We start from the raw sequence: 20,106 nt of genomic DNA on the forward strand, positions 1-20,106 counted from the left end.
TCTTGGCAGAGGCAAGACGATGGTTTATGGCAACGGCATGAAGCTGCACGCCGCCACCATCCGTTGCATTATTACCGGCTGAAATTTCAGGCGGGCGTTCCTTCGTGACCAATGACGCCCGCGCCGGGATAGGTTCGGGATACCCAATTCGAGGGAAGTCATGGTCGATATCAGACTGACGAATACCAAGACCCGCGGGAAAGAGGTCTTCGCCCCGATTGATCCGCAGAATGTGCGGCTCTATCTGTGCGGGCCGACCGTCTATGACCGCGCCCATCTGGGCAATGCCCGCCCCGTCGTGGTGATCGACGTGCTGGTGCGGCTCTTGCGCCATGTCTTTGGCGCGGAGCATGTGAACTACGTGCGCAACTTCACCGACGTGGACGACAAGATCAACGCGACCGCCGTCGCCCGAAAGGAACGCGGCGCCGAGGGCACGCTTGAAGACCTGATCCGCGAGCGCACGGAAGAAACCATCAGCTGGTATCATGCCGATATGGACGCGCTTGGCGCGACCCGCCCGGATCATGAGCCGCGCGCGACCGATTTCATCCCCCAGATGATCGAGATGATCGAGGGCCTGATCGTCAGCGGCCACGCCTATGCGGCCGAGGGGCATGTCCTGTTCGATGTGCGCTCCTATCCCGAATATGGCCGCCTGTCTGGCCGTTCGGTCGATGACATGATCGCGGGCGCGCGGGTCGAGGTCGCGCCCTTCAAGCGCGATCCGATGGATTTCGTGCTTTGGAAGCCCTCGGATGACGGCCTGCCGGGTTGGGACAGCCCTTGGGGCAAGGGTCGTCCGGGCTGGCATATCGAATGCTCGGCCATGGCCTATGAGCTTCTGGGCGAAAGCTTCGACATTCATGCGGGCGGGATCGACCTGCAATTCCCGCACCATGAAAACGAGATCGCGCAAAGCTGCTGCGCCCATCCGCATGGCGATTTCGCCCGCACGTGGCTGCATAACGAGATGCTGCAGGTCGAGGGCAAGAAGATGTCCAAGTCCTTGGGAAATTTCTTCACCGTCCGTGACCTGTTGGAAAAGCGCGTGCCGGGCGAGGTAATCCGCTTTGTCCTGCTCTCGACCCATTACCGCAAGCCGATGGACTGGACCGGCGAAAAGGCCCAAGCCGCCGAGGATACTTTGTGGGAATGGCGCGTCCTGACCAAGGACGTGCAGCCGGCCGCCGCCCCCGATCCCCGCGTGATCGAGGCGCTTGCCGACGACCTGAACACTGCCGGTGCGATCTCGGTGCTTTACGGCCTTAAGGACGATCCGGCCTTGCTGTTGGCCTCGGCGCGTTTCCTCGGTCTGCTGGAAGCTGACATGGGCGGCTGGATGCAGCACGACCTGACGAGCATCGCGAATGTGAACTTCTCGGTCGAGGGCGCGCTTGAGGAACTCTCGATCCGCCTTACGGATCTGCGCTCTGCCGCGATGCAGACCAAGGACTTCTCGGGCGTCGACGCGCTGAAAATCGCGCTGACCGATGCAGGGATCGAGGTCCGCATGTCCAAGACCGGCGTCGAACTGCTCGCCGGTCCGCGTCTTGACCCGGCTAAGCTGGGGGCGCTTCTGTGACCGAGCGGCTTTACCTTTACGACACCACGCTCCGCGACGGGCAGCAAACACAAGGCGTGCAATTTTCGGCCAGCGAAAAGGCCGAGATCGCGCAGATGCTCGACCAGCTTGGCGTCGATTATATCGAGGGCGGCTGGCCGGGTGCGAACCCGACCGACAGCGATTTTTTCGCCGATGCGCCCAATACCCGCGCCACCATGACTGCCTTTGGCATGACCAAGCGCGCGGGCCGCTCGGCCGAGAATGACGATGTGCTGGCGGCGGTGACGAATGCGGGAACCGGCGCGGTTTGTCTGGTCGGCAAGACCCACCCCTTCCATGTCCGCGAGGCGCTGGGGATCAGCCTTGACGAGAACGTCGAGAACATCCGCGCCTCGGTCGCGCATCTTGTGGCGCAGGGCCGCGAGGCGCTGTTCGATGCCGAACATTTCTTCGACGGCTATGCCGATGATCCGGAATATGCCCTGACGTGCTTGTGCGCGGCGCTGGACGCGGGTGCGCGTTGGGTCGTGCTATGCGACACGAATGGCGGCACCTTGCCCGAGAAGGTCGCCGAGGTGACCCGTGCCGTGATCGCGGGCGGTATTCCCGGCGATTATCTGGGCATCCATTGTCACGACGATACCGGAAACGCCGTTGCCTGTACCTTGGCGGCCGTGAATGCCGGTGCGCGTCAAATCCAAGGGACGCTGAACGGTCTGGGCGAGCGCTGCGGTAATGCCAGCCTCACGACCCTGATCCCGACCCTGATGCTGAAAGAACCGTACTCCACAACGCTGCAAACCGGTATATCGAACGGGGCTCTGGCCGGTCTGACCCGTATGTCGCGCCGTCTGGACGAGATCCTGAACCGTGCCCCTGTCCGCGCGGCGCCCTATGTCGGCGCTTCGGCTTTCGCGCATAAGGCCGGACTGCATGCCAGCGCGATCCTGAAAAATCCCGCGACCTACGAACATGTCGAGCCTTCGGTCGTCGGCAATGAACGCATCATCCCCATGTCCAATCAGGCGGGGCAGTCAAACCTGCGCGCCCGCCTTGCCGATGCGGGGATCGTTGTCGAGCGCGACGATCGCGCTTTGGCCCGTATTCTTGATCTGGTCAAAACGCGCGAGGATCAGGGCTATGCCTATGACGGGGCTCAGGCCAGTTTCGAGCTGCTCGCGCTGGCCGAACTTGGAAAATTGCAGGAACTGTTTTCGGTCGAGCGTTATCGCGTGACCGTCGAGCGTCGCAAGAACGCCGTGGGCAAGCGGATCACGGTTTCCGAGGCGGTCGTGGTGGTCCGGATCGGCGACGAGCGGATGTTGTCGGTCAGCGAAAGCATGGACGAAGAAGGGCAGGATCGCGGTCCGGTCAACGCGCTGTCTCGGGCGCTGGCCAAGGATCTGGGGCCGTATCAGTCCCATATCGAGGACATGCAACTGGTCGATTTCCGCGTCCGCATTACCGCGGGCGGCACTGATGCCGTGACCCGCGTCATTATCGACAGCGCGGACGGGCAGGGAAACCGCTGGTCTACGGTCGGCGTCTCGCACAATATCGTCGATGCCAGCTTCGAGGCTTTGGTCGATGCGATCCGCTGGAAGCTGATCCGCGACGGGGTGCAAGCCGCATGAGCCTTGACGATTGCGCGAAGTTGCTACGCGAACAGGATCCGGATCGTTTCGGCATCTGCCTATTGGCTCCGGTCGAGGCGCGGCCAAAACTGTTGACGCTTTATGCGCTGAACCTCGAATTGGCGCGCGCACCATTGGCATCGAACGAGCCGCTGATTGCAGAAATGCGCCTGCAATGGTGGATCGAACGGCTCGAGGATATCGGCGAAGGCAAAGAGCAGACCCACGAATTGCTGACACCATTGGCCCAGGCATGGGGAACGCGCGCTGTCGCCTTTGCCGCGATTGCCGAGCCGCGCCGGCGGGACACCGCGCGCGAGCCGCATGACGGTGCAGATGGCGTTCAGGCCTATATCCGCGCGACATCGGTGCCATTGGCCCAATTCGCCGCCGAGGCGCTCGATGCGCCGCTGGCGGCGATGCCTGCGATTGCCGCGCAAGCCGAAGGAGTGGGGCTAGCGAACTGGCTTCTGGCCCTGCCTGCGCTTCAGGGCTTGGGTCTTGGGTTGTGGGACAAATCGCCTGAAGTACTGGGCGATCTTGCGGGACGTGCGCGGATCGCGCTGACGAAGGCGCGCGACATCCGGAAAACCGTGCCGCGTCGTATCGCGCCGGTTCAGTTTGCCGGAGCAGGCGTCAAACCCGCGCTCGAGGCCGCCCCGAAGGGGATCGAGGCACTGGCAGCGACCGTCCCGTCAGAGTTCCGTAAACGCTACGCCTTGGGAATGTTCACGCTGACCCATCGCTGGTGGATATGAAAAGGGCGGCCAATTGGCCGCCCTTTCCGCTTTCCACGCGCTGGCAGATCACCCGCGCAGGATCGAACGCCCGGCATATTCGGCCGATGCGCCCAGCATTTCCTCGATGCGGATCAGCTGGTTGTACTTCGCGAGCCGGTCCGAACGGGCCAGCGAGCCGGTCTTGATCTGGCCGCAATTGGTGGCAACCGCCAGATCGGCGATGGTCGCGTCCTCGGTCTCGCCCGAGCGGTGCGACATCACCGAAGTATAGCCCGCACGGTCGGCCATGCGGACGGCGTCCAGCGTCTCGGTCAGGGTGCCGATCTGGTTGACCTTGACCAGCAGCGAGTTGCCGCAGCCTTGCTCGATGCCCTCGGCCAGACGCTCGGGATTGGTCACAAACAGGTCGTCGCCGACCAGTTGCACGCGGTCGCCCAGCGTTTCGGTCAGCAGTTTCCAGCCTTCCCAGTCATCCTCGGCGCAACCGTCTTCGATCGACAGGATCGGGTAGTCGTTGCAGAGTGCTTCCAGGTAGGCGACGTTTTCAGCCGAGGTCAGTGATTTGCCCTCGCCCTTCATCTCGTATTTGCCGTTCTTGAAATACTCGGTCGAGGCGCAGTCCAGCGCCAGCATGATGTCATCGCCCGGGGTGTAGCCGGCTTTTTCGATGGCCTTCAGGATGAAGTCCAGCGCATCGCGGGCCGAAGACAGGTTCGGGGCAAAGCCGCCCTCGTCGCCGATCCCGGTCGACAGGCCCGCCGCCGACAGTTCCTTTTTCAGCGTGTGGAAAATCTCGGAACCCATGCGCACGGCTTCCCGGATGCTCGATGCCGAAATCGGCATGATCATGAATTCCTGGATGTCGATCGGGTTGTCGGCATGTTCGCCGCCATTGATGATGTTCATCATCGGGACCGGCAGGATGCGGGCACCGGTGCCGCCGACATAGCGGTAAAGCGGCTGGGCCGAGGTCTCGGCTGCGGCTTTCGCCACCGCCAGCGAGACGCCAAGGATGGCGTTCGCGCCAAGACGCGATTTGTTCGGAGTGCCGTCCAGCTCGATCATCAACCGGTCGATGCCGATCTGGTCGGTGACGTCTTCGCCGATCAGGTTCTCGGCGATCTCGCCATTGACGGCGGCGACGGCTTCAAGGACGCCCTTGCCCATGTAGCGCGACTTGTCGCCATCGCGCTTCTCGACGGCCTCATGCGCGCCGGTCGAGGCGCCCGAGGGCACGGCGGCGCGGCCCATGGTGCCGTCCTCCAGCGTGACATCGACCTCGACGGTCGGGTTGCCGCGGCTGTCGAGGATCTCGCGCGCGAAAATGTCGATGATGGCGGTCATGTTCCGTCCCTCTCGTGACAAAGTTTGGCCGTTGTCTAACGCCCTTCGCAGATGCAGAAAAGCTTCATTCGGCAGGGTTATCGCTCACACGACCGGAAATTCCGGGCTCGGGCGCGGCAGACCATGGTTCCAGCGCCAGATCGGCCCAGATCGGCAGGTGATCCGAGGCCTGACGCGCGATCTCGCTGTCCCAGACGCCGGAATCCATCACCTCGATCCCGCGCGAGACGGCGATGCGGTCATAGCGCAAGCGCGGGAAGGGTGCGGGCCAACTGGGGCCGGGGGCAAGGACATGCATGGGTTCCAGCGCCTCCAGCCCGCGATTGTCATGCCATTCATTGAAATCGCCGGTCAGGATCAGCCGGTCATTTCCGAAACGTCCGGCCTGTGCCACGATCCGGCGCAGTTGCGCCCGGCGCGACGAACGGACAAGGCCCAGATGCACCGCGATGATGGTGACGCCGGGCAGACGCAGGGCCAAAGCGCCGCGTGGCTCGATCCCCGGCAGGGGCAGGCGGCGGATGGTGGCCTGCGCCGCAAGTTCGGGGCGCATCAGGATGGTCTGGCCGTGCCAACCCAGGGATGTCGCTCCGGTCGGTAGGAAATCCGCCGGAATCAGACCGGTCGCATTCTCGATAGCGGCGCGGGGCAGGGCCTCGGGACGGTTGCCAAGGCGCAAGTCCACCTCTTGCAGCGCGATCACGTCGGCTTTGATGTCCGAGATGACCTTCAGATTGCGCTCGGGTGCACGGGGGCCGGTCATGCCGCGGCATTTATGCAGGTTGTAACTGGCCAGTCTCAGCCGGTCGGAGCGAGGAGACATCGCGACTAACTTAGCTCAGGTGCCGCAGAAGGTGCGCTGCACCACTTCGTCGGGCTCGGGCGGCAAGGCCAGCGCATCCCATTGCGCGCGGTCGGTAAAGGGCTGGCGCAGGGCAGCGTCGAGAAGGTGGAACAGGCTGTAATCGCCTTCGTCCCGGGCCAATGCGATGGCCTGCTCGATCCGGTGGTTGCGCGGGATGCGGCGCGGATTGGCTCGGGCCATGAATTCGGCGGCATCCGGCAGTCCGGCGATACGGGCCTGCCATTCTGCGGCCCATTGGTCGAAGGCGTCGCGGTCAATGAATTCGTCCCGTGCTTTGCCATCCGACAATCCGGCAAATGCGCGGGTGAAATCAACCTGCTCCTGCGCCATCAGCGATAGCAATTTCTCGATCAACGCGCGATCTTCGGGGCGTGGCTGCGAGATGCCCAGCTTTGCGGCAAAACGCTTCAGCCATTCGCGCTGGTAAAGTGCGGGGAAGCTATGGACGATGCGGGTGGCCTCGGCCACGGCCTCGTCGCTGTCGCCCATCAAAGGGACGAGGCAACTGGCCAACTGCGCAAGGTTCCAGACCGCGATATTCGGCTGCTCGTTCCAAGCATAACGCCCGTAAGCGTCGATCGAGGAAAACACCTTGTCGGGCTGGTAGCCATCCATGAAGGCGCAGGGGCCGTAATCGATCGTCTCGCCGGAGACCGACATATTGTCGGTGTTCATCACGCCATGGATGAAGCCGAGGCCCATCCAGCACGAGATCGTATAGGCCTGCGCCTCGACCACGCGTTGCAGCAGGTCGGCGGCACCCGAGGCGTCGGGATAATGGCGGGCGATGACATGTTCGGTCAGCAGCCGCAGACGCTCGCGGTCGCCACGGGCGGCGTAGAATTCAAAGGTGCCGACGCGGATATGGCTCGCGGCGATGCGGGTCAGGACCGCGCCGGGCAGAAGCGTCTCGCGGATGACCTGCTCGCCCGTGGTGACGGCGGCAAGGGCGCGGGTGGTCGGCACGCCGAATGCGGCCATGAATTCGCTGACCAGATATTCGCGCAGGACCGGACCCAGCCAAGCCCGCCCGTCGCCACGGCGCGAGAAGGGGGTCGGGCCGGCGCCCTTCAACTGGATGTCGAAACGCGCGCCGTCGGGCGCGATGACCTCGCCCAAAAGCACCGCGCGACCATCGCCCAGTTGCGGAGAGAAGCCGCCGAACTGGTGACCGGCATAAGCCTGCGCGATGGGCTCCGAGCCTTCGGCGACCGCGTTTCCGGCCAGCACCTGCAAGCCTTCGGGCGATTGCAACCATTCCGCGTCAAGCCCAAGGCGTTCGGCCAAGGGCAGATTCAGCGCGACCAGCTTCGGGTCGCGCACCGGCGTCGGCGCAGTGCGGGTGAAGAAGCCTTCGGGCAGGCGGGCGTAGCTGTTGTTGAAGTGGATCATCGTGACCCTCCTTTCGACCTTATCTAGCCTTCATTGCGCAAATGTTAAGGGCAGGCTCAGTGCTGGATGCTTTTCGAGAAGACATTCACGACCACGACGCCCGCGACAATCAGGGCAAGCCCCAGCACGGCGGGCAGGTCCAGCTTTTGGCCAAAGGCCACAAACCCGATCATCGAGACAAGGACGATGCCAAGCCCGCTCCAGACCGCATAGGCGATGCCAAGGGGCATGATCTTGAGCGTCTGTGACAGGAAATAGAATGAACCCGCATAGCAGATCGCCATCATCAGCGTCGGCAGCCATTGCGTGAATTGCTGGCTGCGCTGCAAAAAGCTGGTGCCAATCACTTCAAGGACGATTGCGGTAACAAGCGTGGTATAGGTCGCGAAGGGCATGGGTGACTCGGGGCTTTGGGAAAGGCTCGGGGGATTTATCATCAGCCCCGCCGAAAAGTCACGCCGCCCTTGAACCAAGCGGGCCAAGGGCGTATCCCACGCTCTGCTTCAGTTTTTTGCCAAGGATAGCGTTGTGAAGTTCCTCGATCTCGCGAAAGTTTATGTCCGCTCGGGTGGCGGAGGCGCGGGATGCGTGTCCTTCCGTCGCGAAAAGTTCATCGAATATGGCGGTCCCGATGGTGGCGACGGTGGTCGCGGCGGGGATGTCTGGGCCGAAGCGGTCGAGGGTCTCAACACCCTGATCGACTTCCGCTTCCAGCAGCATTTCTTCGCCAATTCGGGTCAGCACGGCATGGGTTCGCAGCGCACCGGCGCCTCGGGGGACGATGCGGTCCTGCGTGTGCCGGTCGGGACCGAGATCCTTGACGAGGATCAGGAGACCGTCCTGTTCGACCTGACCGAGCCGGGCCAGCGCGTGCTGTTGGCCAAAGGCGGCAATGGCGGCTTCGGGAACCTTCATTTCAAAAGCTCGACCAACCGCTCTCCGCGCAATGCCAATCCGGGTCTACCGGGGATCGAGCGGACCCTGTGGCTGCGCCTGAAGCTGATTGCCGACGCGGGTCTGCTGGGTCTGCCGAATGCCGGCAAATCGACGTTCCTTTCGGCTGTGTCTAACGCGCGCCCCAAGATCGCCGATTACCCCTTCACGACGCTGCATCCGAATCTGGGGGTCGTCGGCGTTGACGCGCATGAATTCGTGATCGCCGATATTCCTGGTCTGATCGAAGGCGCTTCCGAAGGTCGCGGTCTGGGTGACCAGTTTCTGGGCCATGTCGAGCGTTCGCGCGTGCTGCTGCATCTGATCGACGGCACGGCGGATGATGTCGCGGTCGATGCGCGCACGATCCTGAACGAATTGGCGGCCTATTCGCCCGAACTGGCCCGCAAGCCGCGTGTCACGGCGCTGAACAAGATCGACGCCATGGATGCCGAGACCATCGCGGAAAAACGTGCCGCGCTCGAGGCCGAGATCGGCGGTCCGGTCCATCTGATGTCCGGCGTCTCGCGTGAGGGCGTCACCGATGTCCTGCGCGCGCTGTGGACCGAGATCGAGCCCAGCCGCAAACCCGTCGCCGACGAGGAAGAGAAACCGTGGCAGCCCTAACCCCCGAACTGGGGCAGGCGCAGCGACTTGTCGTCAAGATCGGTTCGGCGCTTCTGGTCGATAGTGACGGTCTGCGTGCCGAGTGGCTGAAGGCGCTTTGCGACGATGTCGCAGCCGCTCGCGCGCGCGGAACGGATGTCGTTCTGGTGTCCTCGGGGGCCATCGCCCTTGGCCGCAAGGTTCTGGGCCTGCCCGCCGGTCCGCTGCGTGTCGAGCAATCGCAGGCCGCCGCTGCGGTCGGCCAGATCCGCCTTGCCCGCGCCTATGAAGAGGCGTTGGTGCCTTTGGGGGTCAAGACCGCGCAGCTTCTGGTCACGCTGGACGACACGACGGACCGCCGCCGCTATCTGAACAGCCGCGCCACCATGCAGACCTTGCTGGGGTTGGGTGTCGTGCCGATCGTGAACGAAAACGACACGGTCGCCACCGACGAGATCCGTTTCGGTGACAACGACCGCCTTGCCGCCCAGATCGCGGTGACCTGCGGGGCGGACCAGCTTCTGTTGTTGTCGGATGTGGATGGCCTTTACACGGCCAACCCGAAAACCGATCCGACCGCATACCATCTGCCGGTTGTCGGGCAGATCACGCCGGAAATAGAGGCGATGGGCGGCGATCCCATCTCGGGGCTCAGCAAGGGCGGAATGAAAACCAAGCTGATGGCGGCCCGCACCGCTGTCGCCGGTGGTTGCGCCATGGCCATTGCCGAAGGCTCGGTCCTGCATCCGCTCAGGGCCGTGGCCGATGGTGCCCGCGTGACATGGTTCCTGCCCGATACCGATCCGCAGGCCGCACGCAAGCGCTGGATCGCGGCGATGAAGCCCAAAGGGCAGATCAGGGTCGATGCGGGGGCGGTCGATGCGCTGCGTAACGGCAAGTCGCTGCTTCCCGCTGGCGTGACAGGGATCGAGGGCCGATTCGGTCGGGGCGATCCGGTCGTGGTCCTTGACGGAAACGGCGGTACGCTGGCCTCGGGTCTGGTCCGCTATTCCTCGATCGAGGCCCGCGCGATTGCCGGACACCGCAGTGACGAGATCGAAGCCATTCTGGGCTACCCCGGACGTGCCGCGCTGATCCATCGCGACGATCTGGTGATCTAGGGCATAGATAGCGACTTTTGCAGGCGCGGAGCCGCGCCTGCAACTCACTTGATCGGGCGTGGATCCGACAGGTGCTGGCGGCCCTGCGAAAGCCTGCGGATCTGCGACAGGCGGGCCGCGTTCGCGGTCGGCTCGGGCAGCGAAAGCACGGCGTCGCGCAGGATCGCGATCCCGTCCTCGCTGCGGGCGGGCAGGCTGGACGGCTGGATCGGCGTGCCGATGGTGACACGGTAGGGCTGCGAGGTCTTGTTCAGAACTTCATTGAACAGCGTGACGTCTCTGACGGTCGGGTGGATCGCGTCGAGCAGATAGAACAGCGTCGAGTTCCGCGCCCTGACATGGATGGGAATGACCGGCACGTCGAATTTTTTCGCGATCATGGCGGCGCTGGCCATCCACGGGCGTTCGTGCAGCGTCAGGCCCCGACGTTTCGCAAGGCGACCCGAGGGGAAGATCAATCCGATCCGTCCACGGCCAAGCGCCTGGCGCGTGTAGTCCATCGTCGCGCGGGTTTTGGCGTGGCTGCGCTTTTCGGTGCGCCATTCGACCGGCGCGATCAGGCTGCCACATTGGGGCAGGACGCGCATGATGTCGTGATTGGCGTAGATGAACAGATCGTCGCGCACCGCCGAGATAACCGCGTTCAGCACGATCCCGTCGGCGATTCCGGTCGGATGGTTCGAAACGATCAGCGCGGGTCCGGTCGCGGGAATGTTTTCCAGACCATCGACGGTCAGATCCCGCACGATCAGTTGCGCCAGACGACGCATGATCTCGTCGGTGGGCAGATCCCGGTATTCGGCGCCAAGTTCGATGGTCTGGGGATAGCGCAGCAGCCACATCAATGCCTGCCGCGCCAGATTGTGATGCCACTTGCCGGAAAAAAGCCAAGACGCCCGCTCGTTTATCAGCGGATCAAGTCGTTGTCTCATGTCCTCGCGGGCATCCATACCGGCAGTATTGCCGTGCCCGCGAGGCGGCTGCAAGGGTGCTTCTTGCCACCTCAGGTGGCGGCGGCAAGGATACGCGTAACCATCTCGGAGGTGTTGCGCGAAAGTCCCGGCATGGCGGCGATGCGTTGCAAGGCGGCTTTCGCCTTGGCTTGGCGCCCCGCGTCATAGCGCGTGATCGTCTCGAAGGCCGAGCATGTGCGCGCCGTGGTCTGCGGGTTCACCGGATCAAGCCGCATCAGCCAATCCGCAAGGAAGTCGTAGCCCGAGCCATCGGCGGCATGGAATCCGGCATGGTTCGAGGTCAGCCCCGCGATAAGCGCGCGGAAGCGGTTCGGGTTCTTCCAGTCGAAATCCGCCCGCTTCGCCAGCTCGGTCGCCCGCGCCACGGCCTGATCCGATGCGGCGCGCAGGGGTTGCACCATGAACCATTTGTCCATGACAAGGCGGTTGTCGCGGAACTCGGCCTCGAATGCGGCTAGTGCCTGTTGATCGCGTCCGGCGGCGATCAGTTGTTCAAGCGCGCCCTGACGTTCGGTCATGTTCTCCGCCTCTGCGAACAGCGCCGCAGCCCGTCCGGCGTTGTCGAGGCGGCTCAGATAGGCAAGGCAGGCCAGCCGTAGCGAGCGGCGCCCCGAACCATCGGCATTGGGTTGGTATGGGCCACGCGGGGCCATCGCGTCGTAAAGACGGGACAGCGCGTCGCTATGCGCCTTGGCGATATCCAGCGTCAGGGCCCGACGCGCGGCGTGGATCGCGTCAGGATCGGGAACCGTGCCAGAGGCTGCGATGGTCGTCGCGATTTCCTCGTCACCGGGCAGGGCAAGGCAAAGCGCGGCGAAAGCCGGATCGGCCTCGGCATCGTCAAGGACGCCACCAATGGCACGGATGAACTCGGCCCCGCCTTCGTCGCCATTCGAACGCGCGATCAGGCCATCAAGCGCCAGATCGTGACCGGCCTGCCAACGGGCATAGGGATCGGTATCATGGGCAAGCAGCAACGCCTGTTCGTCCGCGGTGACCTCGCGTGCGACGGTGACGGGGGCCGAGAAGCCGCGCAGCAGCGACACGACCGGCCGCGCGCCCAGACCGTCGAAACGGAAGCTTTGCTGGCCTTCGGTCATCTCCAGCACGGTGGTCGGCAGAACCTCGTCGCCATTCGGCCCGATCAGACCAAGCGCCACAGGAATGACGCGGGCGGGCTTGTCGGGCTGTCCGGGTGTCGCGGCGGTGTGCTGGGCGAAATCGAGCGTCAGCGCGCCATCGGCCCATTTCTCGGTCATGGACAGGCGCGGCGTGCCCGCATCGGTATACCAACGCTTGAACTGGGTCAGGTCACGGCATGTCGCATCCTCGAAGACCTTGATCCAGTCCTCGATGGTGCAGGCTTGCCCGTCATGGCGGTCGAAATACAGGTCCAGCGCCTTGCGGTATTGGTCGTCCCCGATCAGCCGCTTGAGCATACCGATGACCTCGGCGCCCTTCTCGTAGACGGTGGCGGTGTAGAAGTTGTTGATCTCTTGGTAGTGGTCGGGACGCGGGGGATGGGACAGCGGCCCGGCATCCTCGCGGAACTGGCGCGCGCGCAGGGTCTGCACGTCATGGATGCGTTTCACCGCAGCCGAGCGCATGTCAGAGGTGAACTGCTGGTCGCGGAAAACCGTCAGACCTTCTTTCAGGCAAAGCTGGAACCAGTCGCGGCAGGTGATGCGGTTGCCGGTCCAGTTGTGGAAATACTCGTGCCCGATGACGCCCTCGATGCGCTCGTAATCGCCATCGGTCGCGGTTTCCGCAGTGGCAAGGACCAGCTTCGAGTTGAAGATGTTCAGGCCCTTGTTCTCCATTGCGCCCATGTTGAAGTCATCGACGGCGACGATGTTGAAGACATCGAGGTCGTATTCGCGCCCGTAAGCCTCTTCGTCCCATTTCATGGAACGGATCAGGGATTCCATCGCATAGCCCGCACGCGGCTCGTCTCCGGGGCGGACCCAGACGTTCAGATCGACATGCTTGCCCGACATAGTGGTGAAGCTGTCCGGGATGGCGCGCAGATCACCCGCCACAAGGGCGAACAGATAGGCGGGCTTCTTCCACGGGTCTTGCCAGACGGCCTTGCCGCTTTCCACGCTGACAGGGTTCCCGTTCGACAGCAGCACGGGCATGTCGGAGTGCACCGTCACGGTAAAGGGGGCCATCACATCGGGGCGGTCGGGATACCATGTGATATGGCGGAAGCCCTCGGCCTCGCATTGGGTGCAGAAAATGCCGCCCGACAGGTAAAGCCCCTCAAGGGCGGTATTGGCCTCGGGGTCGATCTGGACTTCGGCCTCGAAGGTAAAGCTATCGGGCAGGCTGACAGCGGGGACAATCAGCTTGCCCTCGGCTTCGCGGATCAGCGACAGGTCCAAAGCCTGTCCGTTTATGGCCAGTGAAAGGGTCTTCAGCCCCACACCGTCCAGAACGAGATCGCCCTGCTCAAGGCGTCTGAAATCGATCTGAGAGCGCACGCGCGTTGCGTTCGGATCAAGCCGGAACTCCAGTCGAGTCTCGAGGATCTCGAAGGGAAAGGGGCGCCAGTCGGAGAGATATTGGGTTGCGGTCATGTCGGGGACCTTCAAAAAAATCGCAAGATACGGAACTCGCGTGGAAACTCGATTGTTAATCGCAGGATATCCGGGTCGCAACCCACCGGGAAAATTGCCCTGCGGCGCAATCCTTGGCGGTGACCCGATGTAACTTGTGCTGAGGAGAGCCCAGATGGCCAATTACGATCCGAATGATCCGAACAGGAAAGACCCTGTAGATCCGCCTTATGCGGATCAGGTGAACCAGACCTATGTCGAGCCTGTGGAACGTCGTGCCTCGCCCTTGCCGTTGATCATCGGCATCCTGCTTGCTTTGGCGATTGCCTATTTCGTCGTCCAGTACTTCACGAATTCGAATAGCGTGACGACGGGGACCGAACCCGCAGCCGTGACGACGACCACGCCTGCCGAGACCTCCAGCGCTCCGGCCGCGACGACGACAGCGCCCGAAGCGGCGGCTGATGCGGCAAGCGGCGCTGCCGATGCCGCGAGCGACGCGGCAAACGCTGCGGGTGAGGCTGCGACCGATGCGGCCAACGCCGCCCAGAACGCGGCAGATGCCGCCGGTGCTGCGGTCGGTGAAGCTGCAACCGATGCGGCCAATGCGGCGAGCGACGCGGCGAATGCTGCGGGTGAAGCTGCGTCCGATGCCGTAGATGCCGCCGAGAAAGCCGCCTCCGATGCGGCAGGTGCTGCTGGTGCTGCGATGGATGACGCCGAAAAAGCCGTCGAGGATGCCATCACCGTCGAGCCGACAACGCCTCCGGCCACAACCACGACGCCGCCTGCTACGACGACACCTCCGGCAAACTGATCCCGTTTTGGGCAAAAACAGCCGCCGCCCGGAATTCCCGGCGGCGGTTTTCTATTTGGTCAGTAATGACCTTCAATCAGGTGTTTATAGTGCGTAAGGTTGTATGGAGGTCGGCTTTGGCATACCAATGTGCACCGAAACTAACATATCAGTGACGCAGAAGGGGATCGAGATGGCGCGGGTCGAGAAAGCAGGATTGCGGGTGGACGAAGCTCTGGCCAGCTTCATCAATGATCGTGCCCTGCCGGGCAGCGGTGTGGAGCCGCGCCGCTTCTGGGAAGGGCTATCGACGCTTCTGCATGATTTCGGCCCTCGGAACCGGGCATTGCTGGACAAGCGGGACGAACTGCAATCCACCATTGACGCATGGCATCTCGGTCGCCGTGGTGAGCCTGCCGACGCCGGAGCCTATCGCGATTTCCTGACCGAGATCGGCTATCTCGTCCCCGAGGGTGAAGCCTTCCAGATCGAAACCCCCGCAACCGATCCCGAATTCGCCAGCGTCGCAGGTCCGCAGCTGGTCGTACCGATCACCAATGCGCGCTATGCGCTGAACGCCGCCAATGCCCGCTGGGGCAGCCTGTACGATGCGCTGTACGGCACCGATGCGCTGGGCGATCTGCCGCAGGGCAAGGGTTACGATGCCGGTCGCGGTGCACGCGTGATCGCGTGGGGCAGGGATTTCCTTGATCAGGCCGTGCCGCTTGCCGAAGGCTCGTGGGCCGATATCGCCGCGCTGTCGGTGAAGGACGGTGTTCTCGCTCCGGCGCTGGGCGACGCGGGCAAGTTCGCAGGTCATATCGGCGATGCGGCCAAGCCCTCGGACGTGTTCCTGAAAAACAACGGGCTGCTGATCCGGATCGTGGTCGACGCTTCAACGCCGGTGGGCGGGCAGGACAAGGCCGGGATCTCGGACATCGTGCTGGAATCCGCGCTGTCGGCGATCATGGATTGCGAGGATTCGGTCGCCTGCGTCGATGGTGAGGACAAGTCGCTGGCCTATTCCAACTGGCTGGGCCTGATGGACGGCACCCTGACCGAAGAGGTCACGAAGGGCGGCAAAAGCTTTACCCGCGCGCTGAACCCCGATGTCAGTTTCACTGCGCCCGACGGATCGACCGTGACGCATAAGGGCCGCGCGATCATGCTGGTGCGCAATGTCGGCCACCTGATGACGACCCCCGCCGTTCTGGACCGCGAGGGCAACGAGGTCTTCGAGGGGCTTCTGGACGCGATGGTTACCGCGCTTTGCGCCATGCGCGATCTGGATCGAGAAGGACCGAAGAACTCGGTCACCGGTTCGATCTATGTGGTGAAGCCCAAGATGCACGGCCCTGCCGAAGTGGCCTTTGCCAGCGAAATTTTTGACCATGTCGAAGATGTGCTCGGCCTGCCGCGCCATACCGTCAAGCTGGGCATCATGGACGAGGAGCGCCGCACCAGTGCGAACCTCAAGGAATGCATCCGCGCCGCCAAGCACCGTGTCGCCTTCATCAACACCGGCTTCCTTGACCGTACCGGCGACGAGATCCACACCTCGATCGAGGCGGGCGCGATGCTGGCCAAGGGCGAGATGAAGTCCCAGCCGTGGATCAGTTCCTACGAGGATCGCAACGTCGATATCGGTCTGGCCTGCGGACTGGCCGGCAAGGCGCAGATCGGCAAGGGCATGTGGGCAATGCCCGATCTAATGGCCGAGATGCTGGTACAAAAGATCGCGCATCCGAAATCGGGCGCGAATACCGCATGGGTTCCCAGCCCGACCGCTGCCACCTTGCACGCGACGCATTACCACAAGGTCGATGTCCATGCCCGTCAGGCTGAGATTGCCGCGTTGAAACGTCCGGCGCGGCTGGATGATTTGCTGACCATCCCGCTGGCCGGTGGTCGCAATTACAGCGATGCCGATATCACCCGCGAGTTGGAAAACAACTGTCAGGGCATCCTTGGCTATGTGGTGCGTTGGGTCGATCAGGGTGTCGGTTGCTCGAAAGTGCCGGACATCAACGATGTCGGTCTGATGGAAGACCGCGCGACGCTGCGCATCTCGGCGCAGTCGCTGGCGAACTGGCTGCTGCATGGCGTGGTCACCGAATCGCAGGTCATGGATACTATGCGCAAGATGGCGCAGGTCGTGGACCGCCAGAACGTAGGTGATGCGGCCTATCGCGCCATGGCTCCGGGTTTCGACGGGGTGGCCTTCCAGGCCGCTTGCGATCTGGTCTTCCTCGGGCGGGTCCAGCCCTCGGGCTATACCGAGCCGGTCCTGCACGCACGTCGCCTGCAGGCCAAAGCCGAACAGGCGGCCTGATCGGGTCCGATGGTCGCATTTTCGCCCCGGCTCCGCCGTCTTAGGACGGAGGAACCGGGGCGTATTTGTTTGGGGCAGCGGGTGTTGATTGCAAAACCCGATGTGACGCTACGTCCGATTTCCGGATGAGACATGAGGTCACGCCCTTGTGAAAGATAATTGCGCGATGCTAGAAAACCGCCTGTAAGACGCTAACAGGGGAGGTGCCCTCGTGAAGATCGGCGCTCTGAAAGAAAATTACGAGGGAGAGGCGCGGGTCGCCGTCACTCCGGCTTCCGCGGCCCATCTGAAGAAACTGGGCCACGAGGTCTATGTCGAAACCGGAGCCGGGGTTCGCGCGGGTTTCTCCGATGCTGCCTATGAGGCGGCGGGAATCACGGTCGAGCCGACATCTGCCGCGCTGGTCAACGACGTCGATGTCGTCGTCAAGGTCCGGCCACCCAGCGAAGCCGAAATCAAGCAGATGCGCCATGGCCAGACGCTGATCTCGCATTTCTATCCGTCGCAGAACGCGGATCTGCTGGAAGTCGCGCGCGAGCAGGGCATCACCGCAATCGCGATGGACATGGTGCCGCGGATCTCGCGCGCGCAAAAGATGGACGCGCTGTCCTCGATGGCCAATATCGCGGGCTACCGCGCCGTGATCGAGGCGGCGAATAACTTCGGCCGCTTCTTCACCGGTCAGGTGACCGCTGCGGGCAAGGTGCCGCCGGCCAAGGTTCTGGTGGTGGGCGCGGGTGTCGCGGGTCTTGCCGCGATCGGGGCCGCGACCAGCCTTGGCGCGCAGGTCTACGCCTTCGACGTGCGCCCCGAAGTCGCCGAGCAGATAGAATCCATGGGGGCCGAGTTCGTCTATCTGGACTTCGCCGAAGCCCAGACCGATGGCGCGACGACGGGTGGCTACGCCGCCCCCTCCAGCCCCGAATTCCGCGAAAAACAGCTCGAGAAGTTCCGTGAGCTTGCGCCTCAGATGGACATCGTCATCACCACGGCGCTGATTCCGGGCCGCGATGCGCCGAAGCTGTGGACCGCCGATATGGTCGCGGCGATGAAAAACGGCTCGGTCATTGTGGACCTTGCGGCGGAACGCGGCGGCAACTGTGAATTGACCGTCCCCGACGAACGCTTCGTAACCGAAAACGGCGTTGTCATCATCGGCTATACCGATTTCCCGTCGCGGATGGGGGCGCAGGCCTCCGAGCTTTACGGCAACAACATCCGCCACATGCTGGCCGACCTGACGCCGGGCAAGGATGGCAAGCTGGTCCAGAACATGGAGGACGACGTCATCCGTGGCTCGACCGTCGCGCATGACGGCGATGTTACATGGCCACCGCCGCCGCCCAAGGTCGCGGCCATCGCGGCGCAGAAACCGCGCGAAAAGGCCAAGGAACTGACCCCCGAGGAAAAACGCGCGAACGAACTCGCGGCCTTCAAGGCCCAGACCAGATCGCAATATACCCTGCTGGGGATCGGAGCGGTGCTGATGCTGCTGGTCGGCAGCTTTGCTCCGGTCTCGTTCCTGTCGCATTTCATCGTCTTCGTGCTGGCCTGCTTCGTCGGCTTCCAGGTGATCTGGAATGTCAGCCATTCGCTGCACACGCCGCTGATGGCGATCACCAATGCGATCTCCTCGATCATCATCGTGGGGGCGCTGTTGCAGATCGGTTCGGGCTCGTGGCTGATCGTTCTGCTGGGCGCGCTTTCGGTGCTCATGGCGGGGATCAACATTTTTGGCGGTTTCATGGTCACGCGCCGGATGCTCGCCATGTTCCAGAAGTCGTAAGGAGGGGATGATGGAGTACGGAATCACCACCGCCGCTTATGTGGTTGCCGCCGTCCTGTTCATCCTGTCGCTAGGTGGGCTTTCGGGACAGGAAAGCGCCAAGCGCGCGGTCTGGTACGGAATTGCGGCCATGGCGCTTGCCGTTGTCGCGACCCTTTTCGGTCCCGGAGCGGGCAATTGGCTGCTTTCGCTGGTGATGCTGGCAATCGGTGGCGCGATCGGCTGGTTCGTGGCCAAGCGCGTCCAGATGACCGAGATGCCGCAACTGGTCGCAGCGATGCACAGCCTTGTCGGTCTGGCCGCCGTACTGATCGGCTTCAACGCCCAGTTCGAACTGTCGCGGATGCTGCGTGCGCGCGCCGCGGATGCCGCCGCCGAGTTCCACGGCTTTGCGGCCGTGCTGGCGCATAAGACTCCGGCGGAACTGGCCATGCTCAAGGTCGAGGTCGCTCTGGGCATCTTCATCGGCGCCGTGACGTTCACCGGCTCGATTGTAGCCTTTGGCAAACTGGCGGGCAAAATCGACGGCAAGCCGAAAAAGCTGCCGGGCGGCCATATGCTGAACGCGGGCGCTGCGGCACTGTCGGCTCTGGCTCTGGTGCTTTACTGCACCGTTGGCGCTCCGGTGCTGTGGCTGCTGCTGATCACGGCCTGCGCGCTGTTCATCGGCTACCACCTGATCATGGGGATCGGTGGCGCGGATATGCCGGTCGTCGTGTCGATGCTGAACAGCTATTCAGGCTGGGCGGCGGCAGCTATCGGCTTCACGCTGGGCAATGACCTGCTGATCGTGGTCGGTGCGCTGGTCGGCTCCTCGGGTGCGATCCTGAGCTATATCATGTGCAAGGCGATGAACCGGAACTTCGTCAGCGTCATCCTTGGCGGTTTCGGCGGAGAGACCGGCCCCGCGATGGAGATCGAGGGCGAACAGATCGCCATCGACGCCGAAGGCGTGGCCGCCGCGCTGAACGAAGCCGACGAGGTCATCATCGTTCCGGGCTACGGCATGGCCGTGGCGCAGGCCCAGCAATCGGTCAGCGAGTTGACCCGCAAGCTGCGTGCTGCGGGCAAGAACGTCCGCTTCGCCATCCATCCGGTTGCCGGTCGTTTGCCGGGGCATATGAACGTGCTTCTGGCCGAGGCGAAGGTTCCCTATGACATCGTTCTGGAAATGGACGAGATCAACGAGGACTTCCCGAATACCGATGTGGTCATCGTCATCGGCTCGAACGACATCGTGAACCCTGCCGCGCAGGAAGACCCGAACAGCCCCATCGCCGGTATGCCCGTGCTGGAGGTCTGGAAGGGCAAGCAGGTCTTTGTCAGCAAGCGCGGACAAGGCACCGGCTATTCGGGGATCGAGAACCCGCTATTCTACAAGGACAACACGCGGATGTTCTATGGCGATGCCAAGAAGTCCATCGACGCGTTGCTGCCGATGATCGACTGAAAACGTCT

The 20,106-nt window shown here is 63.2% G+C and carries 15 protein-coding genes; 9 read left to right on the forward strand and 6 right to left on the reverse strand.

Annotated features, from left to right (window positions below; all coding sequences use genetic code 11):
- The first annotated feature begins 160 nt into the window (after window positions 1-160).
- From cysS to GL286_RS07225, 3 genes are read left to right on the forward strand one after another with little or no spacing between them, the layout of a single operon-like run.
- Entirely contained in the window at window positions 161-1,585 is a 1,425-nt protein-coding gene (cysS, locus tag GL286_RS07215; protein WP_155094857.1) for a cysteine--tRNA ligase, read from the forward strand.
- Window positions 1,582-3,201 (forward strand): citramalate synthase, encoded by a 1,620-nt coding sequence (cimA, locus tag GL286_RS07220; protein ID WP_170295084.1) that lies wholly within the window; start codon window positions 1,582-1,584, stop codon window positions 3,199-3,201. The genes cysS and cimA overlap by 4 nt, the downstream gene beginning before the upstream one ends.
- On the forward strand, window positions 3,198-3,959 hold the full coding sequence (locus GL286_RS07225) for a squalene/phytoene synthase family protein (protein ID WP_155094858.1): 762 nt from the start codon (window positions 3,198-3,200) through the stop codon (window positions 3,957-3,959). Before cimA ends, GL286_RS07225 begins: the two co-directional genes overlap by 4 nt.
- Window positions 3,960-4,007: 48 nt before the next feature.
- On the opposite strand, the gene eno is transcribed toward GL286_RS07225, so the two are convergent.
- The 4 genes from eno to GL286_RS07245 form a co-directional block, all read right to left on the reverse strand.
- Window positions 4,008-5,285, reverse strand: a complete 1,278-nt coding sequence (gene eno / locus GL286_RS07230; protein ID WP_155094859.1) for a phosphopyruvate hydratase — start codon at window positions 5,283-5,285, stop codon at window positions 4,008-4,010.
- Between the two features lie 64 nt (window positions 5,286-5,349).
- Window positions 5,350-6,108: an endonuclease/exonuclease/phosphatase family protein gene (locus GL286_RS07235; RefSeq protein ID WP_155094860.1), complete on the reverse strand. Its 759-nt coding sequence runs from the start codon at window positions 6,106-6,108 to the stop codon at window positions 5,350-5,352.
- A 15-nt stretch (window positions 6,109-6,123) separates the two neighbouring features.
- Window positions 6,124-7,542, reverse strand: a complete 1,419-nt coding sequence (locus GL286_RS07240; RefSeq protein ID WP_155094861.1) for a protein adenylyltransferase SelO — start codon at window positions 7,540-7,542, stop codon at window positions 6,124-6,126.
- Window positions 7,543-7,598: 56 nt separating this feature from the next.
- Complete coding sequence (locus tag GL286_RS07245) at window positions 7,599-7,937, reverse strand: DMT family transporter (RefSeq protein WP_155094938.1); 339 nt, start codon at window positions 7,935-7,937, stop codon at window positions 7,599-7,601.
- 133 nt (window positions 7,938-8,070) lie between these two features.
- On the opposite strand from GL286_RS07245, the gene obgE reads away from it, so the two are divergent.
- Together obgE and proB are read left to right on the forward strand one after the other, a co-directional pair.
- On the forward strand, window positions 8,071-9,102 hold the full coding sequence (gene obgE, locus GL286_RS07250; RefSeq protein WP_170295085.1) for a GTPase ObgE: 1,032 nt from the start codon (window positions 8,071-8,073) through the stop codon (window positions 9,100-9,102).
- On the forward strand, window positions 9,090-10,202 hold the full coding sequence (gene proB / locus GL286_RS07255) for a glutamate 5-kinase (protein ID WP_170295086.1): 1,113 nt from the start codon (window positions 9,090-9,092) through the stop codon (window positions 10,200-10,202). Before obgE ends, proB begins: the two co-directional genes overlap by 13 nt.
- A gap of 44 nt (window positions 10,203-10,246) precedes the next feature.
- On the opposite strand, the gene GL286_RS07260 is transcribed toward proB, so the two are convergent.
- Complete coding sequence (locus GL286_RS07260) at window positions 10,247-11,134, reverse strand: 1-acyl-sn-glycerol-3-phosphate acyltransferase (protein ID WP_246184863.1); 888 nt, start codon at window positions 11,132-11,134, stop codon at window positions 10,247-10,249.
- 71 nt (window positions 11,135-11,205) lie between these two features.
- Window positions 11,206-13,755 (reverse strand): aminopeptidase N, encoded by a 2,550-nt coding sequence (pepN, locus tag GL286_RS07265; protein ID WP_155094863.1) that lies wholly within the window; start codon window positions 13,753-13,755, stop codon window positions 11,206-11,208.
- 154 nt (window positions 13,756-13,909) lie between these two features.
- Between pepN and GL286_RS07270 the strand changes: the two genes are divergently transcribed.
- The 4 genes from GL286_RS07270 (at window position 13,910) to GL286_RS07285 (ending at window position 20,098) form a co-directional block, all read left to right on the forward strand.
- Window positions 13,910-14,551, forward strand: a complete 642-nt coding sequence (locus GL286_RS07270) for a hypothetical protein (protein ID WP_155094864.1) — start codon at window positions 13,910-13,912, stop codon at window positions 14,549-14,551.
- Window positions 14,552-14,723: 172 nt separating this feature from the next.
- Window positions 14,724-16,862, forward strand: coding sequence for a malate synthase G (locus GL286_RS07275; protein ID WP_155094865.1), 2,139 nt, complete (start codon window positions 14,724-14,726; stop codon window positions 16,860-16,862).
- 211 nt (window positions 16,863-17,073) lie between these two features.
- Window positions 17,074-18,648, forward strand: a complete 1,575-nt coding sequence (locus tag GL286_RS07280) for a Re/Si-specific NAD(P)(+) transhydrogenase subunit alpha (RefSeq protein ID WP_170295088.1) — start codon at window positions 17,074-17,076, stop codon at window positions 18,646-18,648.
- Window positions 18,649-18,658: 10 nt separating this feature from the next.
- Entirely contained in the window at window positions 18,659-20,098 is a 1,440-nt protein-coding gene (locus GL286_RS07285; protein WP_155094866.1) for an NAD(P)(+) transhydrogenase (Re/Si-specific) subunit beta, read from the forward strand.
- Window positions 20,099-20,106 lie beyond the last annotated feature (8 nt).

Source organism: Paracoccus aestuariivivens (assembly GCF_009711225.1).
In the GTDB taxonomy this organism is placed as follows: domain Bacteria; phylum Pseudomonadota; class Alphaproteobacteria; order Rhodobacterales; family Rhodobacteraceae; genus Paracoccus; species Paracoccus aestuariivivens.

Coding starts and splice junctions, on each gene's coding strand:
- cysS (WP_155094857.1), top strand. CDS start 161: ATGGTCGATATCAGACTGACGAATACCAAGACCCGCGGGAAAGAGGTC.
- GL286_RS07225 (WP_155094858.1), top strand. CDS start 3,198: ATGAGCCTTGACGATTGCGCGAAGTTGCTACGCGAACAGGATCCGGAT.
- eno (WP_155094859.1), bottom strand. CDS start 5,285: ATGACCGCCATCATCGACATTTTCGCGCGCGAGATCCTCGACAGCCGC.
- GL286_RS07235 (WP_155094860.1), bottom strand. CDS start 6,108: ATGTCTCCTCGCTCCGACCGGCTGAGACTGGCCAGTTACAACCTGCAT.
- GL286_RS07240 (WP_155094861.1), bottom strand. CDS start 7,542: ATGATCCACTTCAACAACAGCTACGCCCGCCTGCCCGAAGGCTTCTTC.
- GL286_RS07245 (WP_155094938.1), bottom strand. CDS start 7,937: ATGCCCTTCGCGACCTATACCACGCTTGTTACCGCAATCGTCCTTGAA.
- GL286_RS07260 (WP_246184863.1), bottom strand. CDS start 11,134: ATGAGACAACGACTTGATCCGCTGATAAACGAGCGGGCGTCTTGGCTT.
- pepN (WP_155094863.1), bottom strand. CDS start 13,755: ATGACCGCAACCCAATATCTCTCCGACTGGCGCCCCTTTCCCTTCGAG.
- GL286_RS07270 (WP_155094864.1), top strand. CDS start 13,910: ATGGCCAATTACGATCCGAATGATCCGAACAGGAAAGACCCTGTAGAT.
- GL286_RS07275 (WP_155094865.1), top strand. CDS start 14,724: ATGGCGCGGGTCGAGAAAGCAGGATTGCGGGTGGACGAAGCTCTGGCC.
- GL286_RS07285 (WP_155094866.1), top strand. CDS start 18,659: ATGGAGTACGGAATCACCACCGCCGCTTATGTGGTTGCCGCCGTCCTG.